Raw genomic sequence first — 25,431 nt, 5'->3', positions numbered from 1 at the left:
TCTTTGCAAGGAGCGCGAATGAAAATAGCGATAAATGGCTTTGGCAGAATGGGGCAGTGCATTGCTAGGATTATTTTGCAAAGGCAAAAAGAGGGCGAAAATATCGAGCTTGTAGGCATAAATGACATCGCAAATGCTGAAAATCTAGCCTATCTTTTTGGCAGGGATTCTTTGCATCGCACTCCAGCTTTTTGCGCTAGATTAGAAAAAACGCAAAAACCAAAAAACACTCCAAACTACCTAATCATAGCACAAGAAGGCGGACAAACGAAAATCCCTCTTTTTGCTTGCCAAAATCCAAATGAACTAGATTTTGGCACACTTGGCGCAGAAGTGGTGGTGGAATCTAGCGGGATATTTCTAACCACTAAGCAAGTAGCCCATCATTTGCAAAAAGGCGTAAAAAAAGTCATCATTTCAGCCCCCGCCAAAGATGAAACAAAAACTTTCGTGCTAGGTGTAAATCACGCGCAATATAAGGGAGAATCTATCATTTCAAACGCTTCTTGCACGACAAATTGCCTAGCCCCTATCGCTATGATTTTGGAGCGTGAGTTTGGCATAGAGAGGGCTAGTCTAAGCACGATTCACAGCTATACAAACGACCAGCAACTACTAGATGTCCCACATAGAAGCGATAAACGGCGTTCTCGCGCCGCCGCGCTAAACATTATCCCCACCACCACAGGTGCTGCAAAGGCACTCTATAAAGTCCTCCCATCGCTAAAAGATAAGATTCACGGGCATTCTTTGCGCGTGCCTGTGCCAGATGTCTCTATGGTGGATTTAAACGCATATTTGGCAAAATCTGCTAGCGCACAAACCATAAATGAGCTATTTGAAGCGGAATCTAGGGGGGCATTAAAAGGGATTTTGGGAGTGGATAGGGATTTTGGTGTGAGTAGTGATTTTTTGGGGGATTCTCGTAGCTCGATAGTCGCGCAGGATTTGACATTCACACTTGGGAAAATGGCAAAAATAATGTCGTGGTATGATAATGAATGGGGGTATGCCACGCGCATAATCGATATGGCGAAATTTATCTTAGAGGGGTAGATTTAGGGGGTGGATTTTATGAGGTGGATTTGTGCTTGGGAGATGGATTTAGGAAAGTGGGGTTTGTGTTTGGGAGGGAGGATTTAGGGGGACGAATTTGTGCTTTAAAGGGGGATTTATGGCGTTTATTTGTCGTTTTTTTTTTTTTGATATAAATATAATTTTGCAAAATCCATAAAAAGAGGTGCTAAATGCAAGAAAATCTACTAAATAGCAAGCCAACCAAACGAGAGAGAGAGAGAGTAACTCTGCGCTAAATTTTTCTAGCCCTCAATCGCCAAATTGCAGGATTTACAAAGCGACTTCTGTCATTGCAGACAATGATTTCACTTCCGTCATTATAGGCAAGGATTCTGCTTCTGTCATTGCGAGCAAGTCGCAAGACTTGCGTGGCAATCTATATTCACAAAGTGAAAAACACACTTTTGACAAACCTAACAAAATAGATTGCCACGCATTAGATTCTGCAAAAATGCAGAATCTAATTGCTCGCAATGACGGCAATGCAAGTTTGCCCCAATAACAAAAGCATAACGGATTTTCATAAAAAACCACTTACAAATTTTCTAACAATACAAAAAATATTTTCACCACATTTTTGACATTTTCCACATTCATTTTCACTTTCCCACCAAAATCCACTATTTTTTACTTTTCCCACATAATGCTTCATCAAAAACCCACTCATTTTTCGCCCATTTTTGTGCCGTTTTTTTTTTTTTGTAAAAATCACAAATTTTTTGCATTTTTTCACTATGTTTTAAAATATTTAAGGGTTGTTTAAGAAAGATTTAACTAACATTTACGCACTATTTACTTTTAGCAAAATCTAAAAGATTTTTGCGAAGTTTAATGTTGCAAAACCTTGCAAATAAAACTTGCAAGCAAACCTTGCAAATAAACCTTCAAAAAAAAACTTTGTAGATTTTGGGGTAGATAGATAAAATCCAAAACCTTAAGGCTTTGACAAGGCGTCAAAATCTAAGGCAAATCCATAAGGAGACACGATGAAAAACACAAGGACAAACACACAAGGTGTAAAGCAAGTCGCGCTTAGCAATAGCGCAAAAACGAGAGAGAGAGAGAGAGAGAGAGAGAGAGAGAGTAACTCCGCGCTAAAACTCTCTAGCTTTCAAACAGCAAATCATCAGACTTACAAAGAAACCTCCGTCATTACGGACAATGACTCTGCTTCCGTCATTGTAAGCAAAGATTCCACTTCCGTCATTGCGAGCGAAACGCTAGTTAAGCGTGGCAATCTACAATGCAATACAGCAAACATAGATTGCCACGAAAATCCTAGCGGATTTTCTCGCAATGACGATGGGAGGGTGGATTGCCACGAATTTGCTAACGCAGATTCTCGCAATGACAATAAAAATTCCCCCTCCCTTTGCGGAGGGGGATTAAGGGGGTGGGTTTCTTATCCTAATACACATAAGCGAACTATCCAAAATCCTAATCCTTGTCATACTGAGGGCGTAGCCCGAAGTATCTCAAAATCTAAAAATGTAAGTAGGGATATTTCGCGCTCACGCACTCAATATAACAATAAGAGAGATGCTTCGTTTTCTACAAAATCGCAGTATGACGGCAACCATTCCGTCATTACGGACAATGATTCCACTTCCGTCATTGCGAGCGAACGCAGTGAGCGTGGCAATCCACAACGCAGAATAAGCAAAGTAGATTGCCACGCATTAGATTCTGCAAAAATGCAGAATCTAATTGCTCGCAATGACGATAATGTAACTTTCAATGACAAAGTTGCAAATTCTCGCAATGACAGCATTGTAAAATCTCATAGTTACAGGAAAACCCACCCCCAAGCCCCCTCCGCAAGGGAGGGGGCTTATTTTGGATTGCCACGCGCAACAAGTTGCGCTCGCAATGACGGCGTTATTTCCCCCTCCCTTGCGGAGGGGGCTAGGGGGTGGGTATCTTGTCATACTAAGCAAAGCGAAGTATCTCAAAATGTGCAAATAAATAGAGATATTTCACGCTCACGCGCTCAATATGACAATAAGAGAGATGTTTCGGTTTCTGTAAAATCACATTATGACAGCAAACATTCCGTCATTGCGAGCGAACGCAGTGAGCGTGGCAATCCACAATGCAGAATAAGCAAAGTAGATTGCCACGCAAATGCTAGCGCATTTGCTCGCAATGACGGCAATGCAAAATCTTTCAATGACAAGATTGCAAATTTTGCTAGTGCAAAATCTACCCACCCCCAAACCCCCTCCGCAAGGGAGGGGGCTTTTAATTCCCTAAGCAAATCGTCATTGCGAGCGAACGCAGTGAGCGTGGCAATCCACGAAAAAAACCCGACAGAAAACATAGATTGCCACGAATTTGCTAGCGCAAATTCTCGCAATGACGGCATTGTTTCCCCCTCCATTGCGGATTTGCACACTTCTTGTCCCCCCTCCCTTGCGGAGGGGGCTAGGGGGTGGGTATCTTTGGATTCCACCGCTGACATTATAGACAAAATAGATTGCCACGATTCTACGCTACGCGCAGAATCTCGCAATGACAAGAAAAAACGCCTAGCGTTGTCCCTAGCCACAAGTGCATTTGTAGCGGGATTAGCCACCATAGATAGTGCGGTGGCGTCGTGTGTAGAGAGTGGGGGCAATGTCATCTGCTCGGGCAATATGAATGCTACTGATGTATCTAGCTATATCACTAGCCACGCGGGCAGAAATGTGCTTTTGGGCACGCAAGACTCCCCTCTAAATGTAAGTGGCGACTTGACTCTTAATAGACAAGGCGCAATCCTACGCACGCAAAATTCCCTAAATGTAGGCAAACTTACCTTGCAAAATTTCAACGGCGTGCATATCGGTAATTCTTCACGCATAGACACACTAGAAGTATCAGGGACGATAGATGGAGTAAATATGACTCCCGGGGATAATTGGTATTCATTAAAAATCGGTGGTGGCACACTTATTAGTGGTTCGATTACAGGCAATGGCACTATTGGCGGACTAGCTATCGGCGATAGGGGTGTGATAAATTCTGGCTTTTACACAGATTTTACCAACTTCGCGGATGTAGGCACGGCAAATGGCAAAACAGGACCAAAAATCGCTGCAGGCAAATACATAGGTATCTTAAGTGGTTCTATTACGGTAGATGATAGTGGAGGCGATTGGAATGGTGGCTCTACCGTGGGACAGCATATCATAGGAAATGATAATCTTACCATAAGCGTGGCAGATGGCTCTATCGTCATAAACGCAGGGGATAGCATCGACCCAGACAAAATATATAAATATAGTAGTGTAGTAACAAAGGCTAAAGGACTCAATGACACAAGCAAATGCTTTAAAAACGAATACACACAAGGCTGTGTGGGATTACGACATTTGGTAGCTGGGACAGGTATCAAACTTAAGCAAGGTAGAAAAGCAGATGGTAGCCCTGATTATAATGGTTTTATGATAGAAGCAGATTTGGCGACTAGCTATGGTGCAAATATGTTTCGCGCTCTCACTCTAGGGAGTCTGCGTCGCACGATAATGACGCAAAATGTCCTAGATACGATGACGACAAAGACTTTCCATAGCGATAGATACTACAACCAAGAAGTAGAGCTAAGGCTATTGCAATATGATATGAGCAGAATGACAAATCGCTCTAGCAAATTTGCCAAAAACACACGCAAAAATCAAAAGCAAATCGATAAGACGCGTGAGAAAATCGCTAAGCTTACTTTGGAGCAAAGCAAAGGACAGAATCTAGACAAAGGGTATAACAACTTTGAAGTCATAGACCAACTAGATGCGATATTTATCCCTTATACGGGTAGGCGTGATTGGCGTTTCTTTGCGCTTCCTTATGCGACACATAGCTATGTAGATTTTGGGCTTAGCGATTCGCAAGAATACGCAGGTGGTGCATTGGCAGGATTGCAAAGGAATTTGAGGGCAAATGGAATCTTTGGCGGGTTTGTAGGCTATGAGTTTATCAACACCGACACAATGCTAAAAGGAAATATCCCAACCCGCGTGCAGACAAATAGCTTGCAAGCTGGGCTAAACTATTTCCAAACATTCTCTATCACCAAAAAAGTGATGGAAGGCTTTATCAAAGCTAGCATAAGAGGTGGGATTGACTTGCCAAACTTTACGATACAAGAGGGTGGATTTACAATGAGGCTAGAATCTAATGATAAATCCGCTATCCCGCTAGTGTATAATGTGGGCGCAGAAGTCAAAGGTGGGGTTACATTTTATCAATTTAAGCGAAATAGCTATGTAAGCCCTGAAGTATCTCTAAGCTATGATATGCTAGGCTCAAATAACACCAAAATCAAAAAACCAAATGTGCTGATGGGCTCAAACACATACTATCGCCCGCTTGGAGCTGATGAGACTTATGATGCGTTTATATGGCATCTGCCTCAAATCGGTGTGCATGTGCGCTACTACAAAATGTATGGCAACAAATTCCGCACAAACTTCAAAGCAGGCGTAAAGTATAATATGCTAAACAAGCAAGAAACCACCTTTAGAATCGCTAAAAACCTAATCGACAAAGGCACAATCACTTTGCCTTCGGTGTATGGGAATCTAGGGCTAGACCTAATATGGATGATAAAGAAAAACCACGAATTGTCATTTGGCTATGATGGGCTTTTCTATGCTTCTAGTTTCGCCAAAGAGAGAGATGCTACGGGTAAAAATGTCGCTACAAGTGATTGGTTTAACGGCGTAACGACAAATCTAAACTTCAAATACGCGTATTGGTTTGGCGGGAGCGACTATGTAACCGATAAAGACGGCAACGCCGTAGCTAGAAGCATAGCCGAAGGTGGCAAAAAGTCTAAGAAGTCCAAAAAGTCAAAGAAAAAGAAAGAAAAGAAGTCTAAGAAAAAGGTTTATTACATTGATGGGTAGGTCTTTAGTTTGGGCTTGATTTTATGGGGGGTAAATCTTGGGGGTTTTAGGTTTTTAGATTTATGGAGAGGGACAAAAACTTAGACTTTTGAGAGGGGATTTCCCCCTCCCGTGCGGAGGGGGACTAAGGGGGTGGGTAGATTCGTCATTGCGAGAATATTAGATTCTAGCAGAATCTAATATTCGTGGCAATCTATAAAAAAATTTTGTCATACTGAGCGAAGCGAAGTAACTCAAAAAATTTATTCGTCATTGCGAGCGGATTTTGTATAAAATCCGCGTGGCAATCTATTTGTTAGTTTTTGTCAAAAGCGTGTTTTTTTTTTTTTTTGGCATTTTATAGCGATAGATTGCCACGAAAATCCTAACGGATTTTCTCGCAATGACAGAAGTAGAATCAATGCTTACAATGACAGCGTGGGCGATAGATTGCCACAAATATTCTTCGCTACGCAAATTCTCGTAATGACAAAACTACCTACCCTCTCCCAACGGGTTGCGGGCGTTAGCCGAAGCGAACCCCCCTCCGCAAGTGAGGGGGGTTTTAATAGGTGTTGCAACTTTCTTAAGGGAGGGGATTTTTAATTCCCCAAGCAAATCGTCATTGCGAGCAAATGCGACAGCATTTGTGTGGAAATCTACTTTGCTTATTTTACATTGTAGATTGCGAGCGGATTTTGTATCAAAAACCACTCGCAATGGCAATCACAACAAAAAAATTTTGCTAAAAATCCAAAAAAAAAAAAAAAAATCCAAAAAACATACGGAGCAACGCGCAAAAAAAGCACGCAAGCAAAATAATAAAAACACATAGCCATTAACAAATCAAAATCAAAACAACATTAAAACAAAACAAAATCAAAAAAGTCAAAAAAATCAAAAACCGAAATAAAAATGCGTTTGTTAAAGCGCAAAAAATCCAAATCCAAATAACAAAAAATACAAATCTAATAAAATGATTTTTGCGATTTTGCTATAATACTTTTTTGATTTTTTGCGATTTTAATGTAATACTTAGATTTTATATAATATTCGCTTGCAATGCGATTTGTAACGCAAAATGCCGTTTTTAGCGCAAATGCAATTTTCACACAAGGAGGCTTCCAATGATGAATGTGTTTTTTAAGCAAGGCTCAATGGTCGTGCAAAAGAAAATCCAAGATAATTTTTCATTGCCAGAGGGTGCGATTTTGTGGATAGATTTGCTTCACCCCTCTGCTGCGGAGGTCTCTTATATCGCCAAAACTTACGCGCTAGATATTCCTACCAAAGAGGAGAGAGAGGAGATTGAAGAGAGTGCGCGATATGCCGAAGATGCGGACACGATAACGATAAATACTTATTTTCTTACGCGTGATGCGGAGCTAGAACTGCATAATGAAACCGTTACTTTTCTTTTGCTAAAAGGAATCTTATTTACCATTCGTTATGAGGATTTTAAGGTGTTTAATGAGATTCATCAAAGCGTGTTGATTAGTCCGCGTAAATTTGAAGATGGTTTTGACATCGTAAGCAGAATCTTTGAGGTGCGTGTCGAGCAAGATGCCGATATGCTAGAAGGTGCTGCAAAGCTAACCAAAATCCTGCGAAAATCCGCGCTAGAAGAGACTTCAAATGAACACGACCATATCGCAAGGCTTGCTAGATTATCTAGCTTACAAGAGCTAAATTTGAGCGTTAGGGATTCTCTTTTTGATAAAAGGCGGGCGATTATGGCGTTATTGCGCAGCGGCAAAGTCGAGCAAGACATCAAAAAAGAGCTTACAATCGTGCTAAAAGACTTAAATTCGCTAGTAGAATTTACCAATGTGAATCTAAGTATGCTTGATAATACCCAAAGCATTTTTACAAGCCAAATCAATATCGAGCAAAATAAAATCATAAAGCTATTTACGGTAGCGACAATGGCGATGATGCCCCCCACGCTGATAGGCACGATTTATGGTATGAATTTTACTAATATGCCCGAGCTTGAGCTGCCCTATGCCTATCCTGTGGTGCTAGTGGCTATGGTGGTTTCTACCGCGATTCCTATCGTGATATTTAAGAAAAAAGGCTGGTTGTAATCAAATGCGAAAATCTTGCGCTGATTTTTGCCATAGCGGGCATTTTATAATGCAATGGTTTTTGCAATGCTAGAGATTCTTGCTTCGCCACAGGCGTGGTTTGCGCTTGTTAGCCTTGTGCTTTTGGAAATCGCGCTTGGCGTGGATAATCTTATTTTTTTAGCCATTTTGGTTGCTAAATTGCCAAAAGAGGAGCAAAAAAAAGCTAGGATTTTGGGGCTTAGCTTTGCGGGGCTTACGCGCATAGCGTTGCTTGGGTTTCTTTTTTGGCTTACCAAACTTACAAATCCGCTCTTTGTCGCATTTGGATTAGACATTTCAGGGAGGGATATTATCCTTATTTTAGGCGGGATTTTTTTGCTATATAAAAGCACCAAAGAAATCCACGAGCTAGCATTTAAATCTAGCCACGCAAAATCTAACCTGCCAAAAAAGCCTAGCTTTTGGCTTATCATCGCACAAATTGGATTTTTAGATATTATTTTTTCGCTAGATTCTGTGTTTGCGGCGGTGGGTATGGCTAAGCATTTGGAAGTGATGATATGTGCGATTTTAGTCGCTGTGGTGGCGATGATGTTTGCTAGCGAGTGGATTTGCGCTGTGATAGAGGCTTATCCTAGCTTAAAGATTTTGGCATTAGGATTTTTGCTTGTCATAGGCGTGGTGCTTGTCGCTGATGGGCTACACTATGAAATCCCAAAGGGCTATGTATATTTTGCTATGGCGTTTTCGCTACTCATAGAATGCCTAAATATATTTGCAACTTCCAAACAAAACAAAAAATCCTAACAATATCGCTAAATATCAAAGAGTGAAAAATCTAAAAACGCATTTTTGCAGTAAAAATACACACTTTCTTTGCAATTTATATCTATTTTTTACAAAAATATATATTTCATTTAGAAATCATATACTTTTGTTTTTTAGAATTTCGCCTAAGGCTCATCACAGGGCTGGCAACTTGCCTAAAAAGTTGCATTGGTGCTAAACCAACAAACCCGACAGAAATGTTTTTCAAACTCCTTGTAAAAAACCGCGTGATGAGTCCTTGCTTCTTTTTTACTTTTTTACTCTTTCTTTTAATGCGTGATTCTGCGAAAATGTATTTTTTATTGTCATAAAATCATAAAAATTGCAAAAACTATATTTTTAGATTTTTTGTCGCAAAATCTAACGCGTTTTTACAAAATCTAATGCCTAAAAAGCGCAGAACCTATGCGAAGCATATTTGCTCCATTTTGCAATGCTAGCTCAAAATCCCCACTCATACCCATAGACAGCACGCTAGAGCCATATTTTTCTAGGCTGTCGTGCAGTTTTTTTGTGCGCGCAAAGCTATCCTCTATCTTGCTTTTGTCCTCGCTATGTGCGCCGATAGTCATTATCCCGCATAGATTTAGATTTGTTGTGCTTTCTTTGATTTTTAGAAATGCCTCTTTTGCGTTTTTTAAGTCAAATCCGTGTTTGCTAGGCTCATTTGCGCTATTTACTTGGAGAAGTATAGGTTGGATTTTGCCTAGTTGTTTGCATTTTTTATCTATTTCATAGGCTAGATTTAGAGAATCTATGGAGTGAATCAATGCGGGATTTAATGAGAGAAGGGTGTTTATTTTGTTGCGCTGAAGCGAGCCTATAAAATGCCATTCAAAATTCTTGCTAAAATCTATTTGGCTAATTTTTGTTTTCAAATCTTGGACTTTATTTTCCCCAAAAGAGTTTTGCCCCAAAGAGTGCATAGCCAAAATCTCATCTATGCTATGGTATTTTGAAACGGCGATAAGTTTGATATTGTGAGATTTTATGTCGTGTTTTTGTGCGTATTGTTTGGAAATTGTTTGGATTTTGTTTTGGATAGTTTTTAGATTTGTCGCAAAAGCGTCTATCATTTTTTTAAACCTTTTTTTACATTAGATTTTTTAGTCTTGCTTTATGTGATTTTGATTTGTTGTGGATTTTATTAAGAGTATTTTAGAGAAGTGAAAAGAAGTCAAAAAGTGGTGTCCTCGGCGGGATTTGAACCCACGACCTTACGATTAGGAATCGTACGCTCTATCCAGCTGAGCTACGGGGACAAGCCCCAAGCCCCAAATAAATGGGGCAAGCCCCAAATAAATGGGGGAAAAGACTTACTTTTTAGCCTTAGCTACAAGGTCTTTCAAGCTCTTACCGGGTTTAAACTTAGGAACATGTTTGTCCGCAGTTTTGTAAGTTTTGTTGCTTCCGGGAACTTTACCAGACTTGCCTTTTTGCAAAGCGGTTTCAAATTTACCAAAACCAACTAGCTCAACAGACTGTTTCTTGCTAAGAGCCTTTTCTACAGCTGCTACGAAAGCATTTACTGCGTCTTCTGCACTTTTTTTGCTTGAAAACTTGCCAGCGTCTTTTACAAGTTCTACAAACTCTGCTTTATTCATCGTGTCTCCTTTGAGGTGAAATTTAAAGCGTGCTTATTCTATACAATTTTTTTTCTAAAATCAAGGATTTTGCGCAAAATTTTACAAAAAAATGCGATTTTTCCCCTATTTTTAGGCTATTTTACGCGATTTTTGTCCTACATTGCCCTTTTTTGCCTAGTTTTTACCTCGCAGATTAAACATTATTTTTGGCAAGTTTTTAAACGATTAAAGGCGATTTTGCACTAGGGATTTCAACATAAAATCGATAACAAAAACAAAACTAAGCGCAAAAACCAACAAGATTCAAAATCACATAAAACAAAAAAAAAGCGACTAACACCCCCTTAGCACCGAAAAAATCGCGTTTTTATACTGCTCTAATTCCTCTTTAGATTTTGCTTCAAACCTCGTTACAAGCACGGGCGTAGTGTTGCTAGCTCGCACTAGCCCCCAGCCATTTTCAAACACCACCCGCACCCCATCAATGTCGATTATCTCACAGATTCGCGGAAACTTGCGATGTGATTCTGTATGTATGGTGATGTCTCGGCTATCGCGTGCTATCGCGCTTAGTCGCTCTTTTAGATTTGCGATTTGGGTAAATTTCGCTTCTTCAGTAGTGGAGATTTTTTCCTCATCGGTAGAATACAGCTTTGGCAATGACAAAATACTAGATTCTACCTCGCTAGGCGTAGAATCTAAAAACAACTCCAACGCCCTTAAAGCCGCATATAGCGCATCATCATAGCCAAAATACCTATCATTAAAAAACAAATGCCCGCTCATCTCTGCTGCCATTTGCGCATCTAGCTCTTTTAGCTTTACTTTTAGGTTGCTATGCCCTGTTTTATACATTATTGCCCTGCCAAATGAGTTTATCTCATCATACATTATTTGAGAGCATTTTACTTCGCCTATGATAGTCGGATTTGGCGTGGTTTTGGCGATATTTCGTGCAAACAAAATCGCCATTTCATCGCCTTTGTAGAGATGATTTTGCGTCATTAGCGCGATTCTATCCGCATCGCCGTCAAATGCGATTCCAATAGGGGTTTTATGCTCCCCCATATATTTCAAAATATCAGTTAGATTTTTCTTTTCGCTGGGGTCTGGGTGGTGGTTTGGGAATGTGCCATCAGGGTTTTCATATAGGCTTGTATGCTTGATATTTAGCCTTTTTAGCACATTTTCTAATCCCAACGCCCCCACACCATTGCCATAATCAAGCACGATTTGGTATGGAAAATCTTTTAGCCTAGCAAAATGCTCCACCAAAAAATCCTCATAGCTTTTTAGCGCGTCTAGATTCTGCGCTTTTTCACTCTGCGTGCCAAAATCCATAGAATCAATATTATTTGCCAACTCCTGCCCTATCTTTTTTATATCCTCGCCATAAAAAGGCTTTTTATCAATGGTGATTTTAAACCCATTATATTGTGGCGGATTGTGGCTACCTGTTATCATTACCGAGCTTGTGATATTTGCGTTTGCAAATTTTTCGCTTGCAAATGTCGCAAAATACGCCACAGGCGTTGGAATCATACCCATAAAATACACTTTGATTTTGCTTTGTATAAAGCCATCTTTTAGCCATTCATATAGTATGGGCGAATGCGTCCTAGCGTCATAGCCTATGGCTACGGATTCTCCCCCGTTTGTTTTGATATATTTTCCTAGCATTACGCCTATGCCTTGCACGACTTCTTGGCTTAGATTTTCCCCAAAAATCCCGCGAATATCGTATTCTCTAAACATATTCATATCCACTTTTGCACTCATTTTTGCGCTCCTTTATCGCCTAGATTTTGCCTCAAATTTTCCTACATTCTCACTAATGAGAATCTAATAAAAAATGATACTTACTCAAAAACACTTAAAAAACAAAGGATTTTTTGTATAATTTGCGAGTTTTTTTAAATCTTAGTTAAAAATCTAATCTATGGCGACCTATGGAAAAAGCGTAAAATCAAATCGCCAAAAATCCAAACACAAAACCTCACAAACCAATCTAAAAAAACTTCAAAAAAGGCAAAATATGGACAATACAGCACAAATCAAACACTTACAAAATCGCTTTTTGATTGTATTATTTGCGATATTTTTCTTTGGCACATTTTCTATGGGGGTAGATTTTAGATTGCCTGATTTTAGATTGGCTTGTGATTCTATCCTTTGTGTTGATTCTACATTGCAAAATCAACATATAAATCCGCAAAACGAGAGAGAGAGAGAGAGAGAGAGAGTAACTCTGCGCTAAAATCTATTGATTCTGTCATTGTAAGCGAGTCGCAAAACTTGCGTGGCACAAGCCCACAGCTACGAAGTAGCGATTCAGCGCGTAAGCGCGAGTGGGCGCAGTTGCGCAAGCAAAATCCACAATGCAATATAGAATCAATAGATTGCCACGCATTAGATTTTGCAAAAATGCAAAATCTAATTGCTCGCAATGACGGCAATGCAAATTTTTTCAATGACGACAACCATTCCGTCATTGCGAGCGAGCAACGCGAGCGTGGCAATCTATATCCACAAAATCCACAAAGCGCAAAACACGCTTTTGACAAACCTAATAAAATAGATTGCCACGAATTTGCTACTTTTGACAAAGTCGCAAATTCTCGCAATGACGCCAACCCAACGGACTGCGAAGCGTTATCCAAAGAAAAAACCCATTATGCAAAAGAAGGGGTTTATTCCCACGATTTTGAAACTTTTGACAACGCCACAGATTCTCACAATGACAACGATGACGACAATGCAAAAACTAACGATAGCAAAGTTACGCCAGATGCGATTGTCTATCCAAAAGAAAATACCGCGTTTTTGTGGCTAGAGCATTGGCGGGATACTTATTTTTTGTATATTTATAACCTAACGCCTATGAGAAATCCGCAATATATCCGTGGCGAGCTAAAAGGGCAGATAAGTTTCCGCGTGCCTGTGATTCCAAAATTTTTCCACAAAAATTTGAGTTTCTACCTTGCTTTTACCAACACATTTTATTTTCAGCTTTTCAATGAAAAAGCTAGCTCGCCTATGCGCGATAATGATTTTGAGCCAGAATTTTTGCTTACCTATCGCCCTAGTAGCATTTCTCCCAAAAGATTCCCTCTCAAAGAGATTACGACAGGGTGGCGACATATCAGCAATGGCGAAATAAACAAAGAACAAGGCGGAATCGCCGACAGAAGCAGGGGAAGCGATAGATTTATCATAAAGGCTAGATTTTCTAGCAAGCATTGGGGGTTGGATATAGAGGGGTTTTTGCCTACAAGATTTTATAGCGAAAATCGCGATATTTATAAATATTTAGGAATCCTTGAAGCAAAGGTAAATATGCGCTATGGCAGGCATTTAGCTGATATTAAAGTAGGCGGGATTTTGGGCATAGTCCAGCCCCCTTATAATGTATCTAAGCCCCACCCTACCCCATATTTGCGCACTAGCTACACTTATAAGATAAATGAATATTATGGGCTATATTTGCAATATTTTGTAGGCTATGGCGACATACTCTATGAATACAACACTTTTGCCCACAGAATCGGTCTAGGTATCCGCTTTGTGCGCTAAAAATAAGGCATTATAAGGCGTTGTTTTTATGGAAATCTTAACAAACTAAAACTTGGCAAACAAAATCTTGCCAAAATCAAATCTTGCGCTACCCACGCTATCTTGCATTTTTGTGCATTTTTGTAACCTTGACACAAAAAATCCGCGTCAAAAATATATAAAATTTGTTGTATTTAAAATCTATCGGTTATGATTTTTTAAGAATCTTAGATTCTAAATGATTCTAAAAGTTCGCACTTTTGCACTAAATTTTCACATAAAGGACATTAAAATAATGCAAACTTCACACAATACTTTACACAACACCTCAAACAACAATTCACGCAGGCACGATTCTCAAAACACACCAAACGACATACCAAAATCAGCCAAAATCCGCTCCATAATCGCCGCAAGCTCTGGCAATCTCGTAGAATGGTTTGACTTCTATATATACGCATTTAGCGCGGTGTATTTCGCGCATACATTTTCTACTTCAGCAAACCCAACCATTCAGCAAATAAACGCATTTGGAATCTTTGCGCTTGGGTTTTTTATGCGTCCGATTGGCTCTTGGCTTTTTGGCTCTTTGGCGGATAAAATCGGGCGAAAATCCTCTATGGTGATTTCAGTGGTGCTTATGGCATTTGGCTCATTTATGATAGCGTTTTTGCCTAGCAAAGATAGCGTGGGCGAATTTGCCGTGCTATTTTTGCTTATCGCTAGACTGATTCAAGGGCTTAGCGTAGGCGGTGAGTATGGCATCGCAGCGACTTATCTTAGCGAGCTAGCAAGCGAGGGGAGGCGCGGATTTTACTCATCATTTCAGTATGTTACGCTTATCGGCGGGCAGTTGCTAGCCGTAGCAAGCATAAGCATAATGCTATTTTTCTACACCGAAGCAGAGATGAAAGAGTGGGCGTGGAGGGTATTATTTGTCGTAGGGGGAATCTTAGCGTTAGGCTCGCTTTTTGTGCGTAGCATTATGACAGAAAGCGCGCAGGATTTAGACAAGCACGAAGATAGAGGCACGCTAAAAGCCTTATTGCAGAGCTGGAAGCCATTTTTGCTAGTGGTGGGTATCACTTCAGGTGGCTCTCTAGCGTTTTATACCATTACGACTTATACAAAAACTTTTATGATAAATTCTGCACACATAAGCACAGCTACTTCAAATAGCATTATGCTTTGCGCGCTATTTTTTCTTATGATTATGCAGCCTCTTTTTGGCTTGCTAGGGGATAAAATCGGGCATAAACGCTCGCTTATTATCTTTGCGGCTTTGGCGATGTGTGGAATCTATCCGCTATTTATGCTACTTGTCAAGGCTGGATTAAGCGGGAATCCATTTTTTGCATTTGGTGTGATAATGTCGCTGTTTGTGATTCTTAGCTTTTATACTTCAGTGGCTGGTATTTTTAAAGCAAAACTTTTTCCTATGCACATTCGCGCACTTGGCACAGGATTTGGCTATGCGATACCAAATGCGATTTTTGGTGGCTCGGCACAATATGTCGCGCTAAATTTTAAAAACGCTGGGATAGAAAATGGGTTTTTTATCTATGTAACCATAATGATGGCAGTCGTGCTAGTTGTCGCACTGCTATTGCCAAAAAAGGGGATTATAAACTAATGGTTTATGTTTGAAATGGGGATTTTATCGCAAATATGATTTTTGTCGCAAATGTGGATTTTATCGCATAGATTTTGCGTAAATTTTGCCTAGATTTTAGTTTTGCGGATTTTGATTTTTGGATTTTAGATTTTTAGATTTTGATTCTACTCAAATAGCGCGTTTAGCGTGGTGATAAAATGCAGGGCATCGACACTCACGCCCTGTATCATCATCGAAAAATGCAAATGCGCTCCGCTAACCCTGCCCGTATCGCCACTTAGCGCGATGATTTCCCCTTTTTTCACACTTTGCCCGACTTGGACTTTTAGCTCACTGCAGTGAAAATACGCACTATAAATCCCCTCTCCGTGGTCGATTATCACACTTTTGCCCGACATAAATCGCTCTTTTGCCAACGCCACTTTTCCGTCATTTGCAGCCTTTATGGGCGTGCCTATCATCGCGCGAAAATCAGTCCCCGCGTGGTAGCTTTTTACCTCGCCATTAAAGATTCTAGCATTGCCATAATGGCTCGTTATCACGCTTCCCAAAGGTAGCTCAAATTTTTCGCTCCATAGCCGTTTTGGCGTGCGCGTTAGGTAGATTTTGTTTGCTTCTTCTAGCTCGCGTGCTACGCGCTCTTGTTGCTCTTTGTTGGGGCGGACTTTTGAAGTATCTGTTACGGTGATTTGCTCTTTTTTATAGTTTGCCGCTTTTACTTCCAAAACTAACCCTTCTTTTAGCACGACTTTGCCTAAGTTTGCACGATAAGGCACGCTTACAAGTGCGATTTTTGAGCCTGCTTTTGTAGGGTGTGCTAGCCAAAAAATACTTTTTGTGCCAAATTTTAATGGCTTTGGATTTTCCTCATCGCTAGTAAAAATATATGTCGTGCCATTGTATGCGATATGTGGCGTTTGGGCGTTGATACGACTAGGGGAAGTAAGGGGGGTTTGGCTTTTGGGCGGGGCGGTTGTGGATTGGTTTTGAGCTGGATTTTTTGTAGGATTTTGGGGGGTTTTAGATGGATTTTGTTGATTTTTGGCAGTGGTGTTTTTTTGGTTTTTGGCAGGATTTTGTGTGGTTTTTTTGGTTTGATTTTGCGTAGCTTTTTGCGTGCTTTGTTGTGTTTGATTTTGCGTGCTTGTTTGTGTCGCGCTTTGTGAGGTGCTTTGTGCCAATACCAAGACACTAGAAAAAATCACACACACAATAATCCCGCTAAGTTTTTGAACTTTTTTTTGGATATTTATTTGCAATCTTTGCTTGCGTGAAGGGGTTTTTTGCAAAAGTTGCGTTTGCAAAAAATTGGTTTTAAGTAGTTTTGTTTGCAGTGGTTTTATTTGCAAGATTTTGCTTTGTAGATTTTGTAGTTTTGTTTGGATTTTGTTTTGTGGATTTTTCATTGTGCTTCCTTAGATAAAAATTACGCATAAAATCATACAAAAGAGATTATGCAAACGCGGATTATACAAAACGCTAGGCAATGTAAAAAAAGCGATTCTACCCAAAAATGCCTAACCCCAAAACAACAGCCAACCTCACAAAATCCCTCCCAACATTTTATCTGTTATCTTACCAAGCGTTTTTTTTTTTTTTTGTAGAATGCCCTTTGTTTTATATCTTATCTTAAAGGATTTTGCAATGCAATACTCAAAATGTGCAAAAAAAGTTGCTTTTGTCGCGCTTGTATCAAGTGCTTTTATCGTTGGCTCTATTTTTTCAGGCTGTGCTCTTACTTCAAATGGCACAAAACAAAGCGTTACCATTACCACTTCAAACGGCAAGCCTGTTTTGGCAGAAGTAGATGGACAAAAAATAAATATCCCAGCTGAAATCAAAATATCTCGCAAACACGGTGCCACAATTAGAGTGCTAGAAATGGATAATCCTAATTATGAAGATACATTACTTATCATCAAAGGAAAGCACAATGTAAGCGGTTGGTTTTGGGGAAATATACTTTCAATGGGGACTTTTGGCTCAACAACGGACGGCGCATCAGGGAGTATGTGGACTTATGGGAATCCAACATTTATCGTCCCTGTTTCCGAAAAGAAATAACCTAACTTGCTAGATTTTACTTTATCCTGCGTTTTGCGCAAATTTTTTCGCATTGTCCCTAGTGCGCTGATACTAGGGCAATGCTTTTTATATCATTGCTTTGCAGATGTTAGTTTATTGGCTACTAGCCAAAAAGATTTCACAAAAGATTCTAACCTTAAAACAAAATCTACTCAAAATCTTTCAAATGATTTATTAAATCCATTGTTTGAAAAACTACTTGCGTTGCCTATATACGCCACACAAGAATGGCGCACGCTTTTGCACTATGGCAAATACAAATCAAGTATCCACAAAACCTCCCCTTTTTTCCTACACAAAAAAGGACATAAAAATCCAAAAAGCGAGTATGAAGCTACATTGCAAAAGCTTTTTGCGCAAAATCTTAACACTATTTTTTATGTAGATTCTAATGCTAATTTTTATGCAGAATCTATCGCAGATTTTAGTGAGGATTCTAATGCAGAATCTATCGCGTGTGCCTATCCTGCGCGAATGCAAGCAATCAAAAAATATATCACGCAAAATGCCAATATTTATGGCATTAGCGATGAGTGGTTGCGTATTTTTGAAAAAATGATAGATACAAGCAAATGTAGCGATTTGCAAGATTTTTTAGATATTGTGCCTTTGGAAAAAGTCTTTATAGAATTTGCCGCAGAGAGTGATATATATCCGGGCTCATCTATGGGACATTTATTTTTGCATTTGCAAGGGACTATGCAAAAAGACATCAAAAGGGTGTTTGATGATATGCCTTTTTCACGCACCAAAGGGCAAATCCAAGATTATTCAATGAGCTATTATGCCACAATGAGCGAATTTTTTAACCCGCTAGATTATATCCGTGCGATAGTTGGAAATCTAAAAGGATATTACGCCCTATCGCCTTATGCTAGCACCGCTAGTCAATATCTAAACGATGATAAACGGTCGATTTATCGCTATGAAGTGAAAGCTAGCAAAGAGGATTTGGGGTTGTTTGCCCTGCATTTATGGGAGCTAAAAGATAAGCAAATCAAATATTCATTTATAAAACATAATTGCACAAATGGCATAGAAAAGATTTTGGGTGTGCTAGATTTGGAAAATATTTATCACTCCAAAAAGCTATTTAGCACGCCTGCGCAATATTTGCAACACTTAGAGAAAAAAGAAAAAATCGGACTAGATGAAGTGCTACTGCCTGAACGCAAAAAATCATTTGTCAAAAAATTTGGCACAAATAAAGTGTTAGAATCCTATAAAAACTCTAAAATCTCTTTTGGATACAGCTATCCAAATATGGCATTTTTGTCATTTTATCCTATTTATTCAGACATAAAAAACGCGGATAATGCTTATAAAGAATTTATAGAATCTAGGATTTTATCATTGCAAGCGGGGTTAGCTATGCTGCAAAATAGCAGGGGACAAACTTATGCAAAAGGATTTTTATCTAAAATCGAATTGTTGCATTTGCATTCTATAAATGACACTATCCGCACGCGCCAACCATCAAAATTGCTAAACATTTCGTTTTTGCCAAATTTTTATGATTATGATAAAGCCACCAAAACCTACGCAAAAGAGCCAAACCACCAAACAAGGCTATATCCAAATATCAATCTTGGGCTAGGATTTGGCACTTATGGAGGCAATCAACACTATCAAATCGCATTTTTTGCATTGCCTTTTTTAGAATATCGTTATGAGATAATCCATAATGTAGCGTTTGGATTAAAAAGTGGATTTATCGCTAAAATCCCTAGAGCAAAGATAGTGGCAGATTACACAATGTATTATGATATGGTGAAAAATAATCGCGGATTTGATAGTGGATTTTCCCTATTTTTGGGCATAAGCGTGTATAAAAATGTGGATTTGTTTGTGGAGGGGGCATTGTATCACAATCTATTTTCCCCGCATAATTATCAATATGGCAGGCAAATATCCTACCAAAAAAATGAATTTTTCGGGCTAAAAAGCGGGATAAGTGTGAATTTTTAGTATGCAAAGATTTTATGACAATCGTATGTCAATCATAAAATGCAAAATCTATTTACAAAATCTATTTACAAATTCTACTTGCAAAATCTACTTCATAGCTAGCACTTGAGATAGCCTAACAGGGCGAAACTGCGTCTCTTCGCAACTCACATTTATGCAAAATTTATTATGCGTTTTTTTTGTATGCGTATGTCCGTGGATATTTAGGGAGCATTCACTCAAGCGATACGCTTCATCTAGCACATCTCTAGCCTGCCAAAATCTATCATTTGATTTTCTATTCATCACGGGAAAATGGCTAAACATTACGCGCTCTTTGCCAATGTCAAGCACAATCGCGTTTGCATAAATATTTTTTACTTGCGCTTTGCCAAATTTTTCGACAAGCCTGCGCAAAATGTGCTTTTTGTGCGGGATTTGCAGTTTTAGCTTAGCGCACACTTGCCAATCCTCCATTTCTTGCACGCGCTCAAACTTCCCAATATCATTATTCCCCACAAGCAAGATTTTATCCCCGCTTAGCTTTGGCAGATATTTATACCCATCGCCAAAATACAAATCCCCCAAATGCAAGACTTTATCGCCTCGATTTACCACCGTATTCCACTCATACACGCTCAAATCCTCAAACACCTTAAAAGGGCTTTTTTTTAGCGCGACTTTGCGTGATGGCTCTTTTTTCATCACGGCTTTATGCCCAAAATGAGAATCTGAAATCAAAAAAGTATCAAGATTTATGTGATATTTCATTATTTATCTCTTATTTTGCCGCTTTTTTTTGCAACCTTATTTTATGATTTTGCTTCGTTGTTTTCTTGCTCTTTTTCTAGCATTTCTCGCAATTTTTCATCACGGAAAAACTCTTCAGGCGTGTTTATATGCGTGATAAGCCCATTTTCTAAATGATAGATTCTATGTGCTAGGGAAATGGTGCTAGGGCGGTGGGCGATTAAAATGATTAGCTTATCTTTTTTGATAGATTCTATGGTTTTTCGTATTTCTTCCTCTGTTTTTATGTCTAGCGCAGAAGTCGCCTCATCAAAAATTAGCACATCGCTATCTTTGTAAATCGCCCTTGCGATAGCGATTCTCTGTCGTTGTCCACCACTTAGATTTGTGCCAAACTCATCTAATTTAGAATCTATGCCATTTTCCATACTTTGCACAAAATCTAACATTTGTGCTTTTTTTAGCGCGTCTATCACGCGCTCTTTATCGATTTCGCTTCCATAGGCGACATTTGCCGCAATAGTGTCATTAAAAATAAAGATTCGTTGCGTAACAATGCTTACATTATCGCGCACAGATTTTTGCGTAAAGCCCTGCAAATCCTCTCCATTTATCAAAATCCTCCCCTCACTTGGGTCATAAAGTCGCAAAATCATATTTACCAAAGAGCTTTTGCCACTGCCAGATTTGCCTACAAGGGCTATGATTTCATTTCTTGATATTTCTATGCTTACGCCATTTAGCGCGGCTACTTCATCATAGCGTAGTTTGGCATTTTCTACTTTTATGGATTTTATGGGTTTTTGCAAAGTGTTTTTTCCATCGATTATAGTAGGACGCAAATCCATAAGATATGCGATTCTCTCCCCTGCCACAAGCGCGCTTTGAAATCCCATAAAAATCCCAACCAATCGCTTAATAGGCGTCCAAAGCATAAATAATGCCGCAGTAAATGCCCCAAACTCACCCACCGTCATTCTGCCCTGTATGACTTCATTGCCCCCTACAAAAATCACTATGCCAATGGCAATAGCCCCGAGCAATTCCATTAAAGGCGAGTTGATTCCGCCGATTAACGCGCCTTTTATGCCGAGTTTGAAAAGGATTTGATTTTCTTTTTTGTAATGCTCTAGCTCTAATTGTTCGCCATTATTTGCTTTTATGATTTCAGCACTGCTAAGCACTTCGGTTAGTTTTGAGGCAATATCAGCACCTTTATTCACGCCTTTGCGGGTCAATCGCTTGACATGACGCATCAAAATCAGCACAGGCACGACAGAAAAAGGAAGCACGACAAAGGAATAAAACGCAAGCATAGGGCTTTGATAAATCACTACTATGATAAGGGCTAAAATCGTAAAAGCCTCGCGCACCAAATCCGTGCAATAGTTTGTAACCGCAGCGCGCACCATTTCTATATCGCCCGTTACGCGTGAGAGTAGCTCGCCTGTGCGCATTTTGTTAAAAAACTGCAAATCTAGTCGCAACACATGCTCTAAGACATCTTCGCGGATTCTCCGCACAATATCTGAACCTATGTAAGTGATAAGAAAGCCTTGCGCATAAGCTCCAGCACCTTTGGCAAAATATGCTAGCACCACCAAAAATGGCACTAACTTTAACATATATGTGTCTTTGTTTAGAAATATATCATCTAGCGCAGGCTTAATAAGATATGCCGAGCCAGCCTGCCCAGCTGCGGTTATCCCGCTAGTTAAAATCACTAAAAAAAACAAGAAAAAATATTTTTTTATGTATGGATAAAATCGCGTATAAAAGGATTTTATCGTTACTTTGGGGAGTTTATCAGGTATCATTTATTGCCTTTTGTATTGCCTTTTTTGGATTTTAGAGTTAAATAAAATGCAATATTGTAGCACTATGGCTTTAATGCTTTTTTAAGATTTTGCGCATTTGGCATTATTCTAAGATTTCATAGCCAAAATCTAGGATTTCCTCTTTTATCATTTCTATGCTTGCAGGCGAGGTAAAATCGATTTTGACATTTCCATAGCCCTCATTTTTGATGATTTCTACTTCGATGTTTTTTACGCCTTTTATGCCTTTTAGCACTGCTTCTATCTTGCTAGCGCAGTTTTGGCAATGAATGCCACCGACTTTTAGACTAAGATTTTGCATTTGTGCTCCTTTTTGTAAAATCTATTTTTGTGATTCTTGCTCTTTTGGTGGCAAATTTTTAACATATTTTTGCCCAAATTTTGCATTAAATCTCCACAATTTTTGCGCATTTAAAACCACGCTAAGAGAGCTAGCACTCATCGCAAATGCCGCCAAACTAGGATTTAGCAGCACTCCAAATCCATACAGCACCCCACAAGCTATGGGGATACAAAGCGCATTATAACAAAAAGCCCAAAAAAGATTTTGTTTGATATTTGCTAGCACAGCCCTGCTTAGCAAAATCGCATAATAGATTTTGCCTAAATCGTGGTTATAAATGATAATATCCGCGCTTTTTTCGCTAACCTCGCTAGCCTCTTTAAAACTCACAGAAATATCGCTAGCTTGCAATGCCCCCACATCATTGATTCCATCGCCTATCATCATTATGATTTGAGTAGAATCTTTTTTTTGTGCTAGCCAATTTATGCGTGGCGTAGAATCTTTTTGCTCAAAATCTTTTTGCACAAAATCGTTTTTCGTAGAATCATTTTGTATAAAATCATTTTGCGCAAAATGATTTTGTGTGTCTTTAGAATTTTTTAGATTTTGGATAAATTCTAGCTTATCTTTTGGGCTAGCTTGTGCTAAAAAATGATTGATTTTGAGCGCGTTTGCTACGCGTCTTACATTTGGCAGGGCATCGCCACTTAGGATATGCGGTGTGATATGCTGGCTTTTTAGCGCGTCTATGAGGGGCAAGGCAGTAGGCTTAATGCTATCTTGCAGATAAATCGCTCCCAAAATCTTATAAGATTTCTCTTTTTGCACGCCCAAATACACGCAAATCGCCTCTTTTTGCGTGGTGGCTTCCAAACTATCTAGCCTCACGCTAGAATCTAGCTCATTAAAAAACTTCGCACTTCCAAGCGCAAAAATCTGCCCTTTTTGAAACATATCCAAATTAGATTTTATGTTAGATTTTGTAGATTTTGTGTCGCTAGATTTTGATGAAAACTCTTTGCTAGAATCTACGCTAGATTTTGCGCTCAAATCCAAAAAATCAAATCCTTTCAATGTCGCTTTTATCCCTAGCCCCGCATACGCTACAAAATCGCTAAATTCACATTTTAGAAATGTTAAGTTTTCTTTCAAATCGCGTGTGGCGTGCGTATCGCGTGTGGCGAGTTTTGCGTTTTTGGCGTGAGATAAAATCGCATTTGCGATGATATGCTCACTCCCACTCTCTAGCCCCGCGCTAAGTGCTAAAATCTCTTGCTTTGATAGTTCGCTTAAAGATAAGATTTCACACACTTTTAGCCTAGATTCTGTGAGCGTGCCTGTTTTGTCAAACACGGCGTTATTTACTTTTGAAGCGATTTCAAAACTTTGTGCGTTTTTAAAAAATATGCCATTTTTGTTTGCCAAAGCATTGCCTATCATCACGGCTAATGGCGTGGCTAGCCCCAAAGCACACGGACAAGAAATCACAAGCACGCTTATAAAAATCTCAAATCCAAAACTAAAATCCTTTGCCACACTCCAAATCCCCCCCGCAACAAGCGCAACAAAAATCACAGCTGGCACAAACACGCTAGCGACTTTATCGGCTATGCGCGAGATATTTGGCTTTGAAGTGATAGCTTCCTCTACAAGTGCTATCATCGCGCTTAGCGTGCTATGCTCCGCGCTAGAAGTAGCCCTCATCACAAACGCGCAAGAAGTGTTTAGCGAGCCTGCAAAAAGAGGGGAATTTATGCTTTTTGGCACGGGCAAGATTTCGCCACTTAGGCTTGACTCATCAATCGCACAACTCCCACTCTCCACCACCCCATCAACAGGGATAAAGCTAAATGGCAAAATCTTTAACAAATCGCCCTCTTTTATCTCCCCCACAGGCACAGATATTTCATTGTTTGTCAAATGTATATTGCTAGATTTTAGTTTTATAGCATTTTTTGCATTGCGCGACAAAAGGGCGTTTATGACTTCATTTGCCTCTGTTTTGGCATTAGATTCTAAGGTTTTGCCACAAAATACAAATGTGATAATCACGCAAATGCTTTCAAAATATAAATGTGGCACTTCGTGCAAATGTGCATTTTCAACGCCAAACAACAGCCACAAACTATACACAAACGCGCTTGTGGTGCTAATGGCGATAAGAGAATCCATAGTGGGAGTTTTGGCAAAAAGAGTGGCAAAACCTTTGAAATAAAAATCTCTGCCGATGTGTGCGACAACAAGCGCGCAAACAATCTGTGCGGTAATATTTACCCACACATCATCAAATGGCGAAATAAGCGAAAAATCGCTAAAAAACCCAAATGTTTCAACAAGCATTTCCACAAACATAGGAAACATTGAGAGATAAAGCACAAAAAGCGTGGTGATAATGCTAATAAAAACGCGGATTTTGGGGGGTAAAAACTTTTTATCAAGTGCGTTAAATGTGGCGATGAGGGATTTGATTTTGGTAAATATTTGAGCAAAAATATTGGAGGGATTTTGGGTTTGATTTTGGGCTAAATTTTTAGCTAAATTTTGGGTTGGATTTTGGGTTTGATTTGAAAAAATATTTTGGGTGGATTTAGGAAAATCTTGCGGGGATTTTGGGTTAGTTTTGTTAAATTTTAGATTAGATTTTGGGGTTTCTTGCGTGCTAGATTGCGCTAAATATGGGCTAAAACCTAGCTTAGAAATGATGGCAAAAATATCGCTTAAATCCGCTTTTTGATTGTCGTATTTAATGATAGCGGATTTTGCGATTAGGTTTATCTGTGCGGATTTGATGAAATCTCTGCGCTCTAATGCCCTCTGTATGCTCGCACTACACGCAGAGCAGCTCATACCATCGATATAAAATCTAGCAATGCAAAATCTATCGGCTAAACCCTCATTAGATTTTGCATTTTCTAAGCTAGCATTTTTCATCA

Annotated in this window: 22 protein-coding genes and 1 tRNA gene; 10 read left to right on the top strand and 13 right to left on the bottom strand. The window is 39.4% G+C overall.

All coding sequences use genetic code 11. From position 1 onward, the window contains the following. The first annotated feature begins 18 nt into the window (after positions 1 to 18). Positions 19 to 1,056, top strand: a complete 1,038-nt coding sequence (gap, locus tag ACWIUO_RS09495) for a type I glyceraldehyde-3-phosphate dehydrogenase (protein WP_454177660.1) — start codon at positions 19 to 21, stop codon at positions 1,054 to 1,056. Between the two features lie 253 nt (positions 1,057 to 1,309). On the opposite strand, the gene ACWIUO_RS09490 is transcribed toward gap, so the two are convergent. Continuing rightward, on the bottom strand, positions 1,310 to 1,438 hold the full coding sequence (locus ACWIUO_RS09490) for a hypothetical protein (RefSeq protein ID WP_454177659.1): 129 nt from the start codon (positions 1,436 to 1,438) through the stop codon (positions 1,310 to 1,312). A gap of 3 nt (positions 1,439 to 1,441) precedes the next feature. On the opposite strand from ACWIUO_RS09490, the gene ACWIUO_RS09485 reads away from it, so the two are divergent. Beyond that, positions 1,442 to 1,579, top strand: coding sequence for a hypothetical protein (locus ACWIUO_RS09485; RefSeq protein ID WP_454177658.1), 138 nt, complete (start codon positions 1,442 to 1,444; stop codon positions 1,577 to 1,579). 18 nt (positions 1,580 to 1,597) lie between these two features. Here ACWIUO_RS09485 and ACWIUO_RS09480 read toward each other — a convergent pair whose 3' ends face one another. Beyond that, complete coding sequence (locus ACWIUO_RS09480) at positions 1,598 to 1,744, bottom strand: hypothetical protein (RefSeq protein WP_454177657.1); 147 nt, start codon at positions 1,742 to 1,744, stop codon at positions 1,598 to 1,600. A 319-nt stretch (positions 1,745 to 2,063) separates the two neighbouring features. On the opposite strand from ACWIUO_RS09480, the gene ACWIUO_RS09475 reads away from it, so the two are divergent. Further along, positions 2,064 to 5,963 (top strand): hypothetical protein, encoded by a 3,900-nt coding sequence (locus ACWIUO_RS09475; RefSeq protein ID WP_454177656.1) that lies wholly within the window; start codon positions 2,064 to 2,066, stop codon positions 5,961 to 5,963. Between the two features lie 288 nt (positions 5,964 to 6,251). Here the strand turns inward: ACWIUO_RS09475 and ACWIUO_RS09470 are convergent, their stop codons facing one another. Both ACWIUO_RS09470 and ACWIUO_RS09465 read right to left on the bottom strand, forming a co-directional pair. After that, positions 6,252 to 6,419, bottom strand: coding sequence for a hypothetical protein (locus ACWIUO_RS09470; protein ID WP_454177655.1), 168 nt, complete (start codon positions 6,417 to 6,419; stop codon positions 6,252 to 6,254). 18 nt (positions 6,420 to 6,437) lie between these two features. Beyond that, positions 6,438 to 6,662, bottom strand: coding sequence for a hypothetical protein (locus tag ACWIUO_RS09465; RefSeq protein WP_454177654.1), 225 nt, complete (start codon positions 6,660 to 6,662; stop codon positions 6,438 to 6,440). A 407-nt stretch (positions 6,663 to 7,069) separates the two neighbouring features. Between ACWIUO_RS09465 and corA the strand changes: the two genes are divergently transcribed. Together corA and ACWIUO_RS09455 are read left to right on the top strand one after the other, a co-directional pair. Further along, positions 7,070 to 8,029, top strand: a complete 960-nt coding sequence (gene corA, locus ACWIUO_RS09460) for a magnesium/cobalt transporter CorA (RefSeq protein ID WP_454177653.1) — start codon at positions 7,070 to 7,072, stop codon at positions 8,027 to 8,029. Positions 8,030 to 8,095: 66 nt separating this feature from the next. Further along, a complete protein-coding gene (locus ACWIUO_RS09455; RefSeq protein WP_454177652.1) occupies positions 8,096 to 8,818 on the top strand; it encodes a TerC family protein in 723 nt (240 codons plus the stop codon). A 401-nt stretch (positions 8,819 to 9,219) separates the two neighbouring features. On the opposite strand, the gene ACWIUO_RS09450 is transcribed toward ACWIUO_RS09455, so the two are convergent. The 4 genes from ACWIUO_RS09450 to ACWIUO_RS09435 all read right to left on the bottom strand — a co-directional run bounded on the left by ACWIUO_RS09450 (position 9,220) and on the right by ACWIUO_RS09435 (position 12,204). Beyond that, a complete protein-coding gene (locus ACWIUO_RS09450; RefSeq protein ID WP_454177651.1) occupies positions 9,220 to 9,915 on the bottom strand; it encodes a YggS family pyridoxal phosphate-dependent enzyme in 696 nt (231 codons plus the stop codon). 109 nt (positions 9,916 to 10,024) lie between these two features. Then, positions 10,025 to 10,101 (bottom strand) — tRNA-Arg (locus ACWIUO_RS09445). Between the two features lie 54 nt (positions 10,102 to 10,155). After that, positions 10,156 to 10,443 carry an HU family DNA-binding protein gene (locus tag ACWIUO_RS09440; RefSeq protein WP_454177650.1) on the bottom strand — a complete coding sequence of 96 codons (288 nt, stop codon included), beginning with the start codon at positions 10,441 to 10,443 and terminating at the stop codon, positions 10,156 to 10,158. 315 nt (positions 10,444 to 10,758) lie between these two features. After that, positions 10,759 to 12,204 carry a phosphomannomutase/phosphoglucomutase gene (locus tag ACWIUO_RS09435; protein ID WP_454177649.1) on the bottom strand — a complete coding sequence of 482 codons (1,446 nt, stop codon included), beginning with the start codon at positions 12,202 to 12,204 and terminating at the stop codon, positions 10,759 to 10,761. Positions 12,205 to 12,460: 256 nt separating this feature from the next. Between ACWIUO_RS09435 and ACWIUO_RS09430 the strand changes: the two genes are divergently transcribed. From ACWIUO_RS09430 to ACWIUO_RS09420, 3 genes are all read left to right on the top strand, one after another. Further along, entirely contained in the window at positions 12,461 to 12,682 is a 222-nt protein-coding gene (locus ACWIUO_RS09430; RefSeq protein ID WP_454177648.1) for a hypothetical protein, read from the top strand. 38 nt (positions 12,683 to 12,720) lie between these two features. Then, positions 12,721 to 13,998, top strand: coding sequence for a phospholipase A (locus ACWIUO_RS09425; protein WP_454177647.1), 1,278 nt, complete (start codon positions 12,721 to 12,723; stop codon positions 13,996 to 13,998). A 274-nt stretch (positions 13,999 to 14,272) separates the two neighbouring features. Continuing rightward, positions 14,273 to 15,610 carry an MFS transporter gene (locus ACWIUO_RS09420; RefSeq protein ID WP_454177646.1) on the top strand — a complete coding sequence of 446 codons (1,338 nt, stop codon included), beginning with the start codon at positions 14,273 to 14,275 and terminating at the stop codon, positions 15,608 to 15,610. A gap of 146 nt (positions 15,611 to 15,756) precedes the next feature. On the opposite strand, the gene ACWIUO_RS09415 is transcribed toward ACWIUO_RS09420, so the two are convergent. Next, on the bottom strand, positions 15,757 to 16,998 hold the full coding sequence (locus tag ACWIUO_RS09415; RefSeq protein WP_454177645.1) for a peptidoglycan DD-metalloendopeptidase family protein: 1,242 nt from the start codon (positions 16,996 to 16,998) through the stop codon (positions 15,757 to 15,759). Between the two features lie 238 nt (positions 16,999 to 17,236). On the opposite strand from ACWIUO_RS09415, the gene ACWIUO_RS09410 reads away from it, so the two are divergent. Together ACWIUO_RS09410 and ACWIUO_RS09405 are read left to right on the top strand one after the other, a co-directional pair. Beyond that, complete coding sequence (locus ACWIUO_RS09410; RefSeq protein WP_454177644.1) at positions 17,237 to 17,656, top strand: hypothetical protein; 420 nt, start codon at positions 17,237 to 17,239, stop codon at positions 17,654 to 17,656. A 6-nt stretch (positions 17,657 to 17,662) separates the two neighbouring features. Further along, a complete protein-coding gene (locus ACWIUO_RS09405; RefSeq protein WP_454177643.1) occupies positions 17,663 to 19,645 on the top strand; it encodes a lipoprotein N-acyltransferase Lnb domain-containing protein in 1,983 nt (660 codons plus the stop codon). Positions 19,646 to 19,732: 87 nt separating this feature from the next. Here the strand turns inward: ACWIUO_RS09405 and ACWIUO_RS09400 are convergent, their stop codons facing one another. The 4 genes from ACWIUO_RS09400 to ACWIUO_RS09385 all read right to left on the bottom strand — a co-directional run bounded on the left by ACWIUO_RS09400 (position 19,733) and on the right by ACWIUO_RS09385 (position 25,429). Then, positions 19,733 to 20,395 carry a hypothetical protein gene (locus ACWIUO_RS09400; protein WP_454177642.1) on the bottom strand — a complete coding sequence of 221 codons (663 nt, stop codon included), beginning with the start codon at positions 20,393 to 20,395 and terminating at the stop codon, positions 19,733 to 19,735. A gap of 41 nt (positions 20,396 to 20,436) precedes the next feature. Beyond that, complete coding sequence (locus ACWIUO_RS09395; RefSeq protein ID WP_454177669.1) at positions 20,437 to 22,161, bottom strand: ABC transporter ATP-binding protein; 1,725 nt, start codon at positions 22,159 to 22,161, stop codon at positions 20,437 to 20,439. Positions 22,162 to 22,294: 133 nt separating this feature from the next. After that, a complete protein-coding gene (locus ACWIUO_RS09390; protein WP_454177641.1) occupies positions 22,295 to 22,513 on the bottom strand; it encodes a heavy-metal-associated domain-containing protein in 219 nt (72 codons plus the stop codon). Between the two features lie 21 nt (positions 22,514 to 22,534). Further along, positions 22,535 to 25,429: a heavy metal translocating P-type ATPase gene (locus ACWIUO_RS09385; protein ID WP_454177640.1), complete on the bottom strand. Its 2,895-nt coding sequence runs from the start codon at positions 25,427 to 25,429 to the stop codon at positions 22,535 to 22,537. Between the last annotated feature and the right edge of the window lie 2 nt (positions 25,430 to 25,431).

This window comes from Helicobacter sp. T3_23-1056, assembly GCF_053654535.1.
The sequence above is the reverse complement of the archived record's forward strand: the minus strand, read 5'-3'. Positions and strand labels throughout refer to the sequence as shown.

Coding starts and splice junctions, on each gene's coding strand:
- ACWIUO_RS09385 (WP_454177640.1), bottom strand. CDS start 25,429: ATGAAAAATGCTAGCTTAGAAAATGCAAAATCTAATGAGGGTTTAGCC.
- ACWIUO_RS09410 (WP_454177644.1), top strand. CDS start 17,237: ATGCAATACTCAAAATGTGCAAAAAAAGTTGCTTTTGTCGCGCTTGTA.
- ACWIUO_RS09480 (WP_454177657.1), bottom strand. CDS start 1,744: ATGAGTGGGTTTTTGATGAAGCATTATGTGGGAAAAGTAAAAAATAGT.
- corA (WP_454177653.1), top strand. CDS start 7,070: ATGATGAATGTGTTTTTTAAGCAAGGCTCAATGGTCGTGCAAAAGAAA.
- ACWIUO_RS09475 (WP_454177656.1), top strand. CDS start 2,064: ATGAAAAACACAAGGACAAACACACAAGGTGTAAAGCAAGTCGCGCTT.
- ACWIUO_RS09455 (WP_454177652.1), top strand. CDS start 8,096: ATGCTAGAGATTCTTGCTTCGCCACAGGCGTGGTTTGCGCTTGTTAGC.
- gap (WP_454177660.1), top strand. CDS start 19: ATGAAAATAGCGATAAATGGCTTTGGCAGAATGGGGCAGTGCATTGCT.
- ACWIUO_RS09420 (WP_454177646.1), top strand. CDS start 14,273: ATGCAAACTTCACACAATACTTTACACAACACCTCAAACAACAATTCA.
- ACWIUO_RS09400 (WP_454177642.1), bottom strand. CDS start 20,395: ATGAAATATCACATAAATCTTGATACTTTTTTGATTTCAGATTCTCAT.
- ACWIUO_RS09390 (WP_454177641.1), bottom strand. CDS start 22,513: ATGCAAAATCTTAGTCTAAAAGTCGGTGGCATTCATTGCCAAAACTGC.
- ACWIUO_RS09440 (WP_454177650.1), bottom strand. CDS start 10,443: ATGAATAAAGCAGAGTTTGTAGAACTTGTAAAAGACGCTGGCAAGTTT.
- ACWIUO_RS09415 (WP_454177645.1), bottom strand. CDS start 16,998: ATGAAAAATCCACAAAACAAAATCCAAACAAAACTACAAAATCTACAA.
- ACWIUO_RS09435 (WP_454177649.1), bottom strand. CDS start 12,204: ATGAGTGCAAAAGTGGATATGAATATGTTTAGAGAATACGATATTCGC.
- ACWIUO_RS09450 (WP_454177651.1), bottom strand. CDS start 9,915: ATGATAGACGCTTTTGCGACAAATCTAAAAACTATCCAAAACAAAATC.
- ACWIUO_RS09430 (WP_454177648.1), top strand. CDS start 12,461: ATGGACAATACAGCACAAATCAAACACTTACAAAATCGCTTTTTGATT.